The organism is Streptomyces sp. NPDC051563 (assembly GCF_044454225.1).
In the GTDB taxonomy this organism is placed as follows: domain Bacteria; phylum Actinomycetota; class Actinomycetes; order Streptomycetales; family Streptomycetaceae; genus Streptomyces.
Genome location: NZ_JBITDL010000011.1, coordinates 114,674 through 126,888 on the forward strand (window position 1 = coordinate 114,674; position 12,215 = coordinate 126,888).

Genomic DNA, 12,215 nt, shown 5'->3' on the forward strand with positions numbered 1-12,215 from the left:
GGGCAAGACCTCGATCACGGTAGTCTGCGGCCTTCGCCAAACGAAAGAGGGGGACGGCCATGACGACCGCACGCGAGGTAGTCCGGACGACGGTGGAGGTCGTCACGCGGGACGGCACCGCCGATGCCTATCTGGCCCGGCCCGACGGCGAAGGGGCGTACCCCGGGGTGCTGCTGTACGTGAACGCCCTCGGGATCCGTCCGCACGTCAAGTCGGTGGCGGACCGGATCGCGGCGGCCGGCTACGTCGTCCTGATGCCCAACCTCTTCTACCGCCACGGGCGCGCACCGGTGTTCGAGCTGCCGGAGTTCGTGGACTTCGGCCGGCAGCCGGAGCTCTTCGACCGGGTCGGCCCGGTCCTCGATTCGCTGACGGCCGAGCTGGCGATGCGGGATGCCGAGGCCTATCTGGAGCGGCTCGCGGCCCTTCCGGAGGTCGCCGCCGGGCCGGTGGCGATCACGGGGTACTGCCTGGGAGCCCGGCTGGCCCTGCTCACGGCGGGTACGTATCCGCAGCGGGTGGCGGCCGCGGCCGGTTTCCACGGCGGTTTCCTGGCCACGGACGCGCCGGACAGTCCGCACCTCGTGGCCCACCGGGTCACCGCCGAGCTGTACTTCGGCCACGCGGACCAGGACCCGTCCCTGCCGGCCGAGGAGATCGACCGGCTGTCGAAGGCCCTGTCGGCGGCGGGGGTCCGTCACCGGGCCGAGGTGTACGAGGGTGCGGCGCACGGCTACACGCTGGCCGACACGAATTCCTACGACGCCGCCTCGGACGAGCGGCACTGGTCCGCGCTGTTCGCACTGCTGGACCGGACGTTCTGAGCTCCGCGGGACCGGCGAACTGCCGGGCCCGCGCCATCACCACCACCACTACCTTTCAGATCTACTGAAAGGAACGATCAAAAACAATCGATGGACCTGAGCAATCCCGGCGGCCGAGAGTAGGGGCATCCCACCGAGCCCCAACTCCCCTACCGCCAAAGGAAAGCAGGCTTCCGCGCATGCAGCTCACGACCAACGACTTCGCCGCAGCGCCCTACGTCTCGGGCGACCCCTACGCCGACTACCGGGGCGGCACCTTCGACTTCTCCCACCTCACCGACCTGGCCGACCGGCGGCTCGGCGCCGGGGTCATCGCGGCCAACGACGAGTTCTTCGCCGAGCGGGAGAACCTCCTGCTGCGCGCCCCCGCCGTCTTCGACGTGCACGACTACGGCAACAAGGGCAAGGTGATGGACGGCTGGGAGACCCGGCGGCGGCGCGGAGCGGGCGCGCACGAGCCGTTCCCGACGGACTCCGACCACGACTGGGCACTGATCCGCCTCGGCGCCCCCGGCGTCATCCGCGGGATCCTCGTCGACACCGCACACTTCCGCGGGAACCACCCGCAGCAGGTCAGCGTGTGGGCGGCGGCCTTCGACGGGACGCCCTCGGCCGCCGAACTCCTCGAACGGACGGACGCCTGGGAGGAGATCGTGCCCCGCACCCCCGTGTACGGCCACGCCGCGAACGGCTTCGCGGTCGACTCCGGGCGCCGCTGGACGCACCTGCGCGTCAACCAGCATCCCGACGGGGGCATCGCACGCCTGCGGGTCCACGGCGAGGTGCTGCCCGACCCCGAATGGCTGGCCCTGCTCGGCGCGGTGGACGTGGCCTGCGTGGTCAACGGCGGGGTCGTGGAGGAGGCCTCGGACGGCTTCTACTCCTCCCCCGGGAACACGATCATGCCGGGGCTGTCACAGAAGCAGGACGACGGCTGGGAGACGCGCCGGCGCCGCGACAAGGGGAACGACTGGATCGCGTACCGGCTGGCCGGCCAGTGCGAGATCCGTGCGGTGGAGGTGGACACCGCGAACCTGAAGGGCAACGCGGCCGGCTGGGTGGCGCTGTCCGTCAAGGACGGTGCGGACGGCGCGTGGAAGCAGGTCCTCCCGCGCACCCGGCTGGAGCCGGACAGCCCGCACCGGCTGCCGCTCGCCGCGCCGGTCCTGGCCACGCACGCCCGGATCGACGTCTACCCGGACGGCGGATTCGCCCGGCTGCGCCTGCACGGCCGCCTCACCGACGCCGGAGCCGCCGCCCTCACCGCCCGCGCAGCGCGTGCGACCGGAGCGGCGGCGCCCGGGCTCTGACACGGAAGGGCGGCGGCTCCGGCATCACGCCCGGAACCGCCGCCCTTCATGCTCCGATCCGGCCGATCGGCCGGATCGGCCGGGTCGGACCGGATTACTCGACGACGAGCTCGACGGGGATGTTGCCGCGCGTGGCCCGGGAGTAGGGGCAGACCTCGTGCGCCTGCTTGACCAGCAGGGTCCCGGTCTCCCCCAGCAGCACCTCGGGGAGTTCCACGCGCAGGACCACGGCCAGCCCGAAGCCCTCGCCGTCCTTGCCGATGGAGACCTCCGCGGTGACCGAGACCTCGCTGGTGTCGACCTTGGCCTGACGGCCGACCAGTCCGAGGGCGCTGGCGAAGCAGGCGGCGTATCCGGCCGCGAAGAGCTGCTCGGGGTTGGTGCCCAGGCCGCTGCCGCCGAGGGCCGGCGGCATGGCCAGCGCCAGGTCGATCTGGCCGTCGGAGCTGACGGCGCGGCCTTCGCGGCCGTTGGCGGTGGCGACAGCGGTGTAGATCGCGTCCATCTCGGGGGTCCTCTCAAGGGGCGGAGGCGGGCCGCCGACCGGCGACCTCGCTCCATCAATATGGCACACAATTACGTTGTGCACAATTTAGTTGCCGACACAACACCCCGGGTACACTGGCCCCCATGACCGAGCAACCGACCGACACCGCCCCCGACCAGGACTTCCTGCGCCTCGACGGCCAGATCTGCTTCGCGCTCGGCGCGGCGAACCGCGCCTTCGGCGGGCTCTACCGGGTCGTCCTGAAGGACCTCGGGCTGACCTACCCCCAGTACCTGGTGATGCTGGTGCTGTGGGAGCACGGGGAGCTGCCCGTCAAGCAGCTCGGGCAGCACCTGCGGCTCGACTCGGGCACCCTCTCCCCGCTCCTCAAGCGGCTCGAAGCGGCCGGCCTGATCGTGCGCGAGCGCAGCGCGGCCGACGAACGGTCCGTGCACGTACGGCCCACCGGGGCGGGTACGGCGCTGCGTGCGCGAGCCGTCGAGGTGCCCCGGCGCATCGCCGCCGCGACCGGCTTCGAGCTCTCCGAGGTCAAGGACCTGCAGGACCGCCTGCGGCGGCTCACCGCCGCCCTGGACGCGGCGGTTCCGCCGGAGTAGGGCGGCGTACGGCCCGTCCGGCCGGGGATCCGTGCGGGCGCCACAGGGGGTGTTCGCGCCGCGCCCAGTCGGCGGCCACCGAGCCCGTCCGCATGCCACGCCGGGCCTCCGGATCGCGGACGGCCATCATGACGTGGCCCGCGACGGCCGCGGCCATGGCGAGGGCCAGCCAGTCGTGGACGAAGGTGGCCCCGGTCCGCCAGGGCAGCGGGGTCAGCCCGGTGAACCACATCAGCAGACCGGTGCCGAGCATCACGAGGGCGGCCCCGGCGCTCCAGCTCGCGTAGAGCTTCTGCCCGGCGTTGAACTTGCCCGCCGGGCGCGCGGCAGGCCGGCGGTCGCGGCGCAGGGCGGCGCGCAGCCAGGTGCGGTCGTGCGGGCCGAAGCGGTTCAGCCGCCCCAGGTCCCCGCGGAAGGCCCGGGAGCCGAGCCCGAGCAGGACGGGGGCCGGGATCAGCAGTCCGGACCACTCGTGGACGGTGACCACGAGGTGGCGGCGGCCGACGAGTTCGGCCAGGGGCGGCAGGTAGAGGCAGGCCGCGGTCGCCAGGCACACCCCGGTCAGGGCGGCGGTGGCCAGGTGGACCAGCCGTACGGCGGGGCTGAACCGGCCCACGCGGGCGGGGCGACCGGGCACGGCCGGTGCGGTCTGTGCGGCCGGTGCGGTCCGGCCGACCGGTCCGGCCTCTCCGGCCTCTCCGGCCGGGAGTTCAGGCGGTCGGGGCATCGTCGCGTCCGTTCGACTTGCCGACCCAGGCGTCGACGTCGTAGCCGAGTTCCTCCCAGTAGCCGGGCCGGACGTCCCGGGTGAGGGTGATGCCCGACAGCCATTTCGCCGACTTGTAGAAGTACATGGGGGCCGCGTAGAGCCGGACCGGACCGCCGTGGGCGTGACTGAGGGGCTTGTCCTGCATGTTCAGGGCGACCATGACGTCCTCGCGGCGGGCCTGCGGGAGTGTGAGGCTCTCGGTGTAGGTGCCGTCGAAGCAGGTGAACCGGATCGCGCGGGCCTCGGGGCGGACCCCGGCGGCGTCCAGCAGCCGGAAGAGCGGGACCCCTTCGAAGGGGGTCTCGGGGACGCGCCAGCCCGTCACGCACTGGACGTCGCGCACCACCCGGGTCAGCGGCAGGGCCCGCAGCGCGTCGAGGGTGTACGTGGCCGGGCGCTCGACCAGGCCGTCGACGGTCAGCCGGTAGTCGGCCGGGCCGCGCTCGGGGACCGAGGCGGCGACCGAGTAGTACCGGAACCCGCCGCCGCCCGGCAGCAGTCCGGTGAGTCCGGTGGGGTCCTTGCTCGCGGCCGCGCCCAGTACGGCGTCGAAGCCCGACTGGAGCTTCGGCGCGAGGGCCAGTCCGAGGGCGCCGAGCCCCACCATGCCGAGGACCAGCCGCCGGCCGACGGGGACACCGCGGCCGTCGGGGTCGGCGGTGGGGTCGAGGTCGGGGTCTGGGCCGGGATCGAGGTCCGGGCCGGGGTGCTGGTCTGTGCTCACGTGACGATTCGACCACCCGCGGCTCCCCGCGGCCAGGGTCCGCGCCCGCCCGTCAGAGTTCCGTAAGACGCGCACGCGGGTCCGTACGGCAGTCCGGCCGGGCCCGCACGCCGCGGGGCCGGCCGGACGCTCCGGGGACCCGGCCCCGGAGCGGGACTACGCGCCGCTGGCCTTGAGCATGTCCTCGCGCTCGACGAGCTTGATGCGCTCGCGGCCCTGCGGCTCGCCCAGCGCCTTCTCCGCGGCGTCGAGCTTGTACCAGCCCTCCCACGTCGTGAAGCGGACCTGCTTCTCCGCGAGGAAGGTCGCGACCGCCTCCGGCTCGGGAGCCGCCGGCGTCAGCAGGTTGCCGGCCGCGTGGTCGGCGAGCAGGCTGGCGACCGTCTCGTTCGCGTCGCCCTTGGTGTGGCCGATCAGGCCGATCGGGCCGCGGCGGATCCAGCCGGTGACGTACGTGGACGGCAGGTGCGCGCCGGCCTCGATGACGCGGCCGGCCTCGTCCGGGACCGTGCCGGAGTCGACGTCCCAGGGCAGCTTGGGCAGCTCGTCGGAGAGGTAGCCGACGGCGCGGTAGACGGACTGGACGTCCCAGTCGGTGAACGTGCCGGTGCCCTTGACGTTGCCGGTGCCGTCGAGTTCGGTGCGCTCGGTGCGCAGCCCCACGACCTTGCCGTCCGCGCCGAGGACCTCGGTGGGCGACTCGAAGAAGTGCAGGAAGAGCTTGTGCGGGCGCTCGCCTATGTCGCGGATCGCCCAGTTCTCCAGGGTCTTGGCGACCATGTCCGCCTGCTTGTTGGAGCGGCGGGTGGTGATCGAACCCTCGTCGTAGTCGATGTCCTCGGGGTTGACGATGACCTCGATGTTCGGCGAGTGGTCCAGCTCGCGCAGCTCCATCGGGCTGAACTTGGCCTGCGCGGGGCCGCGGCGGCCGAAGACGTGGACTTCGAGGGCCTTGTTGGCCTTGAGGCCCTCGTAGACGTTCGCCGGGATCTCGGTCGGCAGCAGCTCGTCGGCGGTCTTGGCGAGGATGCGGGCCACGTCGAGGGCGACGTTGCCGACGCCGAGGACGGCGACCTTCTCGGCCTCCAGCGGCCAGGTGCGCGGCACGTCGGGGTGGCCGTCGTACCAGGAGACGAAGTCTGCGGCGCCGTAGGAGCCGTCGAGGTCGACACCCGGGATGGTGAGCGCGCGGTCCGCGGTGGCGCCGGTGGAGAAGATCACGGCGTCGTAGAAGGAGCGCAGCTCGTCGAGGCTGATGTCGTTCGGGTAGTCCACGTTGCCGAAGAGGCGGACCTGCGGCTTGTCGAGCACCTGGTGCAGGGCGGTGATGATGCCCTTGATGCGGGGGTGGTCGGGGGCGACGCCGTAGCGGATCAGGCCGAAGGGGGCCGGCATCCGTTCGAAGATGTCGATGGACACACCCGGCTCGGCGGCCGCCTCGGACTTCAGCAGGGCGTCGGCGGCGTAGATGCCGGCGGGGCCGGCACCGACGATTGCTACCCGCAGGGGGCGAGGCATGGCTGGGTTCCCTTCGAACGGCGAAAGACTCGATCAAGAGGAACCCTAAGCTAAGGGCAGCCTAACCCGGCACCCACCCCCGGGTTATACCCCCATAAGACAACCTTATGACACCCCCAAGCCCCCGTTGGAGTCGGCGTGAGCCTCGCGGGCCGTGAGCTGCCCCTGGAGGAAGGCGTCCATATCGGGTGCGTACGGCCCGCCGTGGTCGAAGAGCAGCTCCGTGATGCGCCGCCATTCCGCGACGGCGGCGCGCGTGGCGGCGTCGGCGCTCTCCAGGTCGCCGCCCGCGGCCTCCACGGCGGCGGCCTCGGCGGCCTCGAGCTCCTCCTCGGCCTGGTGGTGGGTCAGGCCGGTGGCCCGGTCCCGTACCCGGGCGCGGGCCGCGCGCTCCGCGTCGGAGGGGACGTGCGGTGCGTTGGCGGCGTCGTCGGTCACGGTGGTTCTGCCTCTGCTTCCTGTTCCGGGGAGGGCGGGGTTCGTGGTGGGCGGGCGTTCCGGGCGGAGCCGCCCGCGGGTCACCAGGGCTCGGTGACGGTCACGGGGAACTCCTCACGCGTACGAACCGTGACCGTGCCCGCATCCGTGCCCCCGTACACCTCGTGCCGCCAGGCCGCGAAGACCCGTACCACCCTGCGGGCGTCGTCCCCGCGGCCCTTGCCCACCGCCCGGGTGGCGAAGGTCACCTCCGCGAGGCCCTTCCCGTGCACCTTGCGGACGCGGACCTCGCCGATGCCTTCCGCGGAGACGAACGTGTCCTCGTCGGTGCGGTGCTCCGCGTAGTAGGCGACGAAGTCCCGCCTCATGTCGAACCACCCGGCCGCGCCGCAGGGACCCGCGCCATTGGTGGCGGCGGTGGGGCCGGAGCCGCCGTCCGTGGGCGGGCCGGGCGCGCCGGTGTCCTGATCGGTGGGCGGACCGCCAGGGCCGCCGGTCTCCTCGTCCGTCGGGGGACCGGGATCGCCCCCGGTCTCCCCGTCCGTGGGCGGGCCCGCGTATCCGCCCGTCTCCTCGTCGGTCGGGGGACCGGCGTATCCGCCCGTCTGCTCCTCCGTCGGGACATCGGGCGCGGCGGTGGACCGGTCCGGGCCCGCATCGGTGTCCTTCGCCTTCGCCCCGTCCAGATCGCAGCGCTCCGGACCGGGCGCCGCGGTGGGAGCTGCGGGCCCGGCCGCCTCCCCGGCCCGTACGGCGTCGCCGCAGGCCGCGAGTCCCGCGCACAGGAGCACCGTCACCAGCCCGGCCAGGGCCGTCCGCCCGGTCCGGGATACCGCCGTCTTCGTCATGTCGCCTCCCCCTTCCGGTCGTGTAGAGGGCTCCGCGGGGGTCCGCGGTTCCCTCCCGGGGGGCCGTTCCCGCAGGTGCGGGTTGCCTGCTAACGATGTGCCGCATGACGAATCCCCCGATTCCCCCGGTCGCCCTCGTGGCGCGGCCCGTCCTCTTCCTCGACGTGGACGGACCCCTCATCCCGTTCGGGCGGGACGGGCGTTCGTCTGGGTCGACGACGAGATCGGCGACGCGGACCGCCGGTGGGTGGCCGCGCACCACCCCGGCCCTGCCCTCCTCCACCGGGTCGACCCCCGGATCGGCCTCGGGGACGCCGACTTCGCCGTCCTGGAGGCGTGGCTGCGCACCCACGGCACCTGAGCCCGGGCGGCCTCGGGCCCCGCGCCGGAACCGGTTCGAAACCGGCCCGGAGCCGGTCTGAGGGCCTGTCCGCCCGTCACCCGGCGCACCCCCGGGGAGCGTTCGCCGCCCGCCGGGCCAACGGGCCTGGCTTCGAGCGGCGTCCGGCATGGGTAGGCTTCCCGGGACACAGTGGGCGGCAGGGTTCGGGGTGGGGTCATGGGGCGTCAGATGCGCGTGCCCGGTGCGGTACTGGCGGCCGTGCTGCTGCTGGCCGTAGCCGGCTGTTCCGGAACGACGGGCGGGGCCGGGTCCGATTCCGGCGACGATCCGAAGCCGGGCGGAGGCGCGCCGTCGGCTGCCGCCAGCCCGGGCGCTCCCGCCGACGGGAAGCCCCCCGCCGGCGACGTCCTTCCCGGCATGGTCGGCGTCTCCGTGGCCCGTACCCAGCTGGCCTCGCTGAAGGTGGCGCCGCCCGGAACCATGTCCGGCTACAGCCGGGACAAGTTCACGCACTGGGCGGAGCAGGGCGACAAGTGCGACACCCGTGAGGTCGTCCTCCAGCGGGACGGCGCGAAGGTCACCCGGGACGCCCAGTGCAAGGCCGTGTCCGGCACCTGGAAGAGCCTGTACGACGAGGTGGTGGTCACCGAGGCCTCGAAGATGGACATCGACCACATGGTGCCCCTCGCCGAGGGCTGGCGCTCCGGCGCGGCCGGCTGGGACGCCGCGAAGCGCAAGGCCTTCGCGAACGATCTGACGCACCCCCAACTGCTCGCGGTGTCGGCCTCCTCGAACCGGTCGAAGGGCGATCAGAGCCCCGACCTGTGGCAGCCGCCGTCGAAGTCGGCCTGGTGCCAGTACGGGCGGGCCTGGACCACGGTCAAGTCCGTGTACGGCCTGACCGTCACCGAGCCCGAGAAGAAGATGCTCGCCACCATGCTGGACACCTGCGCGGGCTGATGCCGGGTCACTCCAGGACGGCGATGCCCAGGGGGCGCGAGCCCGCCGCGAGGCGGCGGCTGCTCCCGCTGTCGAGGTCCACGACCGTGATGCCGTTCCAGTAGCCGTCCCGGGTGTAGCCCCCGGTGACGTAGGCCGTCCGCCCGTCCCGGGACACGGCCACGTCCTCGTGCGGTCCGTCCAGCGGGTACACCCGCTCCGAGCCGTCCGGGGAACGGACCGTGAGGGAGGGCCCCTTACCCTTGCCCGGTTCCACCGCCCCCGTACCGACCACCAGCAGCCTGCCGTCCGCGGTGACCGCGGCCCCGTGCTGATGGGTGTCGGCGGTCATCTCCTCCACGGTGGTGCGGCCCGTCCGCGGATCCACCACCGCGAGCCGCTCGCCCTCGAAGGGCAGCAGCAGCATCCCGTCCGCCGGCCGTACGACGGCGTAGTGCGGTTTCAGCCAGGAGCCGAGGCCGCCCTCCGTCCCGTAGGGGGCGACTTCGATGCGGCGCGGCGCCGGTCCGGCGGGGCCCGCGGGCCCGACCGGCACGACGGTGACGTCGAAGGAGTCGTGGCCGGTGACGTACACCTGCGAACCGTCGCGCGAAACGTCCACGTCGAAGGGCCGCCGGCCCACCGGGACCACCGCCGTCACGGCGCTCCCCGCCGTGTCGACGACCTCCAGGACACCGGTGGTCCCGGGCACGTTGACCCCGACGTACGCGTGCGCGCCGTCGGGCGAGAGCGCGATGCCCATGCCGCCGCCGCGGTACTCGCCGCCGGTCACGGGCCCGGTGCCGGTGGTGCGGTACGGGATCAGGGCCGTCCGGGTCCGCGTCTTCGTGTCCACGACGGCGACCCCTTCGGCCGTGGCCACCCAGGCCCGGCCGTCCGCTCCGACCGCCAGTCCGTAGGGGGCCCGGCCGACCCGCACCGAGCCGACCGCGCCGCGCTCCGGGTCGACGAAGGTGACGGTGTCGGCCCCGAAGTCGGCGACGAGCAGGGTGCCGCCCGGGGTGGTCGCGGCCGTCGGCAGCGGTGAGGCGGCAGCAGTGGCGGGGGCCGCGGAGGCGGCGGCCCCGGGCGCGCCGGGAGCGGAGCAGGCGCCCAGCAGCAGGGCTCCGGCGAGGGCCGCGAGGGCGGTACGGGATCCCCGTACGCGGCGGCGCGGGTGCGGGCGGTCGTGCTGCGGCATGGGCGTGGCCCCTCTCGGTTCCGGGGGCGGGGCCGGTGGTGCGCCCGCTCCCCCGTATCCATCCTCACCGCGCGGGACCGCCCGGCCGCTCGGCCCGGCGGCCGACAGCGGGGTCAACCGATCGGTCGATGCGGGCACGGGCGCGGCGGGGGCGGGGGGGGCACGCCGGGCGCGCGAGGCGTGCGGGGCGTGAGGGGCCTACGGGGCGTGCGGGGCGGCTCAGCCCTCGTACTCCGTGAGGTCGATGCCGTGGAGGTTGAGGAGGGCGTGGGTCTCCGGGTGGTTGATGTCCTTCTCGGCGGTCATCCCCAGCTTGCGGATCACGTTCTCGGACTCGTCGTTGCCCGCCCGGTTCACGGCGACGACCCGGTCGAGACCGCGTTCCTGGAGGGCGAACTCCAGGGTGGCGTGCGCGGCCTCGGAGCCGTAGCCCTGGCCCCAGTAGGAGCGGCCGAGCCGCCAGGTGATCTCGGCCGCCGGCAGCACCTCGGGCAGCCACCACGGCATGGAGAGCCCCACGGCTCCGATCAGCTCGCCGGAGGCCAGCAGCTCCACGGCGAAGATCCCGAAGCCCTCTTCGTCCCACTCGTCCTCCCACCGCTCGATGGTCTCGGCGGTCTCCTCCAGGTCGAGGGTCTCGCCGTCGCCGATCCAGCGCATCACCTCGGGGTCGGCGAGGATCTCCGACAGGGGGACGAGGTCGTCCTCGGACCAGCGGCGGAGGAGGAGGCGGGGGGTACGGATCTCGGTCATGACACCCATCCTGCCGAACGCGCCGGACATCGGGTAATCGGGTCCCCGGCTACTCCCCGGGACCCGCCTGACCGGCCGCCGGATCCTCCTCCGGGGCCCCCGCCGGGACGGTGATCGCGTCGAGCTGCGCCCGCAGGTGGACGTGCGAGTCGACCGGCTCGTGCGCGATCCGGCCCAGCGGCGCCGGAAGGGATTCCACCCGGGTGTGCGGATCGCACTCGTAGAAGTAGACGAGCGAGATCAGCTCCTCGGCCGGCGCGTCGGCCGGCGGCGGCAGGACCCGGTGACGGCCGGCCCGCCAGCGGTCTCCCGTCCAGCGCGCCATCAGGTCACCGATGTTCACGGTGAGCGCGGCCGGGTCGTACGGGGCGTCCTGCCAGCCCTCCTCGTCCGTGTGGATCTGGAGTCCGCCCTCGCCCGGCTCACGGTCCAGCACGGTGACGGTGCCGAAGTCGGTGTGCGCGCCGATGCGGAACTGGCCGGGCAGCGGCGGGCCGACGGTCTCGGTGCCGGGGTACCAGTTGACGTTGAACCCCCAGGTGGGGTGGCCGGTGTGGCGGGTGAAATGGTCCGGGTCCAGGCCCAGGGCGGTGGCCAGCAGCTCCAGCAGCTCGTCGGAGAGCGCCCGCATCGCGGCCAGGTACTCCGTCACCGGCGGCCGCAGCGCGGGCACTTCGGCCGGCCACGCGTTGGGCCGGAACCACTCGGCGTCCACCGAGGCGATGCCCGTCGGTTCCTCCGCCGCCCAGGACCAGGATTCCTTGAGGTCCGGCGGGGAGGCCTCGCCCTCCGCGTAGCTGTTGGCCTCGGCGCCCGGGCCGAGCCAGCCGCGGCCGCCGACCGCGACGGCGTACGGGGCCTTGGCGGCGGCCGGGAGCCGGAAGAACGTGCGGGCGGCCTCCCGGATCCGCCGGGGCAGCTCCGGATCCACCCCGTGCCCGGCCACCAGCAGGAAGCCGGCCGCCCGCAGCGCCTCGTCGACGCGGGCGGCCACGAGGCGGCGCTCCTCGGGCCCGCCGGTGCGCCACGGGCCGAGATCGATCAGGGGGACCTGGGAACGCGGCATGCGCGACCTGCTTTCCGGGCCGGGGGCGCGGTGGGAAGCCGGGGCGTGCGCCCGAGCCCCGCTCAGCCCCGTAGGACGTACCGGACCAGGCCCTCCCCCGTACCGGCCCCGGTGAAACCGGCCCGCCGCAGCGCCGCCCGGGAGCGTGCGCCGTCCTCGTCGGTCGTGGCATCCGGCCGGGTGACGCCCGGCTGTCCGAGGGTCCGGGCGGACAGTGCCTTCAGCTCCGGCGAGGGCCACGGCGGCCGACAGGAAACCCCCAGAGGCCTCGATCGGATCGACCAGGCCGGACGGGCCGGTACGCGCCTCGGCCCGTATTCTCAGAAGGACGTACGCGTCGGTGGCGCGGACCGTGAGCCGGGCGGCGTAGGCGGTGAA

General features: G+C 73.8%; 13 protein-coding genes. 4 read left to right on the top strand and 9 right to left on the bottom strand.

Annotation, left to right across the window (positions count from 1 at the left end; translation table 11 throughout):
- The first annotated feature begins 59 nt into the window (after positions 1-59).
- Together ACIA8F_RS15250 and alc are read left to right on the top strand one after the other, a co-directional pair.
- Entirely contained in the window at positions 60-824 is a 765-nt protein-coding gene (locus tag ACIA8F_RS15250) for a dienelactone hydrolase family protein (protein ID WP_399378948.1), read from the top strand.
- Positions 825-1,003: 179 nt separating this feature from the next.
- Positions 1,004-2,134 (top strand): allantoicase, encoded by a 1,131-nt coding sequence (alc, locus tag ACIA8F_RS15255; RefSeq protein ID WP_399378949.1) that lies wholly within the window; start codon positions 1,004-1,006, stop codon positions 2,132-2,134.
- Positions 2,135-2,228: 94 nt separating this feature from the next.
- Here the strand turns inward: alc and ACIA8F_RS15260 are convergent, their stop codons facing one another.
- The gene (locus ACIA8F_RS15260) at positions 2,229-2,639 is read right to left on the bottom strand and encodes an organic hydroperoxide resistance protein (RefSeq protein ID WP_399378950.1); all 411 of its coding nucleotides are present in this window, start codon (positions 2,637-2,639) and stop codon (positions 2,229-2,231) included.
- A gap of 125 nt (positions 2,640-2,764) precedes the next feature.
- Between ACIA8F_RS15260 and ACIA8F_RS15265 the strand changes: the two genes are divergently transcribed.
- Positions 2,765-3,238, top strand: coding sequence for a MarR family winged helix-turn-helix transcriptional regulator (locus ACIA8F_RS15265; RefSeq protein WP_399378952.1), 474 nt, complete (start codon positions 2,765-2,767; stop codon positions 3,236-3,238).
- Here ACIA8F_RS15265 and ACIA8F_RS15270 read toward each other — a convergent pair.
- From ACIA8F_RS15270 to ACIA8F_RS15290, 5 genes are all read right to left on the bottom strand, one after another.
- Positions 3,201-3,965 carry a cytochrome b/b6 domain-containing protein gene (locus tag ACIA8F_RS15270; RefSeq protein ID WP_399378954.1) on the bottom strand — a complete coding sequence of 255 codons (765 nt, stop codon included), beginning with the start codon at positions 3,963-3,965 and terminating at the stop codon, positions 3,201-3,203. The two genes, ACIA8F_RS15265 and ACIA8F_RS15270, sit on opposite strands and share 38 nt — an antisense overlap.
- Positions 3,949-4,614, bottom strand: a complete 666-nt coding sequence (locus tag ACIA8F_RS15275; RefSeq protein ID WP_399379118.1) for a molybdopterin-dependent oxidoreductase — start codon at positions 4,612-4,614, stop codon at positions 3,949-3,951. The genes ACIA8F_RS15270 and ACIA8F_RS15275 overlap by 17 nt, the downstream gene beginning before the upstream one ends.
- Before the next feature lie 273 nt (positions 4,615-4,887).
- The gene (locus ACIA8F_RS15280) at positions 4,888-6,249 is read right to left on the bottom strand and encodes an FAD-dependent oxidoreductase (RefSeq protein WP_399378955.1); all 1,362 of its coding nucleotides are present in this window, start codon (positions 6,247-6,249) and stop codon (positions 4,888-4,890) included.
- 105 nt (positions 6,250-6,354) lie between these two features.
- Positions 6,355-6,687, bottom strand: a complete 333-nt coding sequence (locus ACIA8F_RS15285) for a hypothetical protein (RefSeq protein WP_399378957.1) — start codon at positions 6,685-6,687, stop codon at positions 6,355-6,357.
- An 80-nt stretch (positions 6,688-6,767) separates the two neighbouring features.
- Entirely contained in the window at positions 6,768-7,535 is a 768-nt protein-coding gene (locus ACIA8F_RS15290; protein ID WP_399378959.1) for a hypothetical protein, read from the bottom strand.
- A 559-nt stretch (positions 7,536-8,094) separates the two neighbouring features.
- Here ACIA8F_RS15290 and ACIA8F_RS15295 point away from each other — a divergent pair.
- A complete protein-coding gene (locus ACIA8F_RS15295; protein WP_399378961.1) occupies positions 8,095-8,838 on the top strand; it encodes an HNH endonuclease family protein in 744 nt (247 codons plus the stop codon).
- A gap of 7 nt (positions 8,839-8,845) precedes the next feature.
- Here the strand turns inward: ACIA8F_RS15295 and ACIA8F_RS15300 are convergent, their stop codons facing one another.
- The 3 genes from ACIA8F_RS15300 to ACIA8F_RS15310 form a co-directional block, all read right to left on the bottom strand.
- Positions 8,846-10,018 carry a hypothetical protein gene (locus ACIA8F_RS15300; protein ID WP_399378962.1) on the bottom strand — a complete coding sequence of 391 codons (1,173 nt, stop codon included), beginning with the start codon at positions 10,016-10,018 and terminating at the stop codon, positions 8,846-8,848.
- Positions 10,019-10,237: 219 nt separating this feature from the next.
- Positions 10,238-10,771: a GNAT family N-acetyltransferase gene (locus ACIA8F_RS15305; protein WP_399378964.1), complete on the bottom strand. Its 534-nt coding sequence runs from the start codon at positions 10,769-10,771 to the stop codon at positions 10,238-10,240.
- 49 nt (positions 10,772-10,820) lie between these two features.
- Positions 10,821-11,837 (bottom strand): isopenicillin N synthase family dioxygenase, encoded by a 1,017-nt coding sequence (locus tag ACIA8F_RS15310; protein ID WP_399378966.1) that lies wholly within the window; start codon positions 11,835-11,837, stop codon positions 10,821-10,823.
- Positions 11,838-12,215: the final 378 nt, after the last annotated feature.

Coding starts and splice junctions, on each gene's coding strand:
- ACIA8F_RS15310 (WP_399378966.1), bottom strand. CDS start 11,837: ATGCCGCGTTCCCAGGTCCCCCTGATCGATCTCGGCCCGTGGCGCACC.
- ACIA8F_RS15260 (WP_399378950.1), bottom strand. CDS start 2,639: ATGGACGCGATCTACACCGCTGTCGCCACCGCCAACGGCCGCGAAGGC.
- ACIA8F_RS15295 (WP_399378961.1), top strand. CDS start 8,095: ATGGGGCGTCAGATGCGCGTGCCCGGTGCGGTACTGGCGGCCGTGCTG.
- ACIA8F_RS15280 (WP_399378955.1), bottom strand. CDS start 6,249: ATGCCTCGCCCCCTGCGGGTAGCAATCGTCGGTGCCGGCCCCGCCGGC.
- ACIA8F_RS15305 (WP_399378964.1), bottom strand. CDS start 10,771: ATGACCGAGATCCGTACCCCCCGCCTCCTCCTCCGCCGCTGGTCCGAG.
- ACIA8F_RS15275 (WP_399379118.1), bottom strand. CDS start 4,614: ATGGTGGGGCTCGGCGCCCTCGGACTGGCCCTCGCGCCGAAGCTCCAG.
- alc (WP_399378949.1), top strand. CDS start 1,004: ATGCAGCTCACGACCAACGACTTCGCCGCAGCGCCCTACGTCTCGGGC.
- ACIA8F_RS15300 (WP_399378962.1), bottom strand. CDS start 10,018: ATGCCGCAGCACGACCGCCCGCACCCGCGCCGCCGCGTACGGGGATCC.
- ACIA8F_RS15265 (WP_399378952.1), top strand. CDS start 2,765: ATGACCGAGCAACCGACCGACACCGCCCCCGACCAGGACTTCCTGCGC.
- ACIA8F_RS15270 (WP_399378954.1), bottom strand. CDS start 3,965: ATGCCCCGACCGCCTGAACTCCCGGCCGGAGAGGCCGGAGAGGCCGGA.
- ACIA8F_RS15290 (WP_399378959.1), bottom strand. CDS start 7,535: ATGACGAAGACGGCGGTATCCCGGACCGGGCGGACGGCCCTGGCCGGG.
- ACIA8F_RS15250 (WP_399378948.1), top strand. CDS start 60: ATGACGACCGCACGCGAGGTAGTCCGGACGACGGTGGAGGTCGTCACG.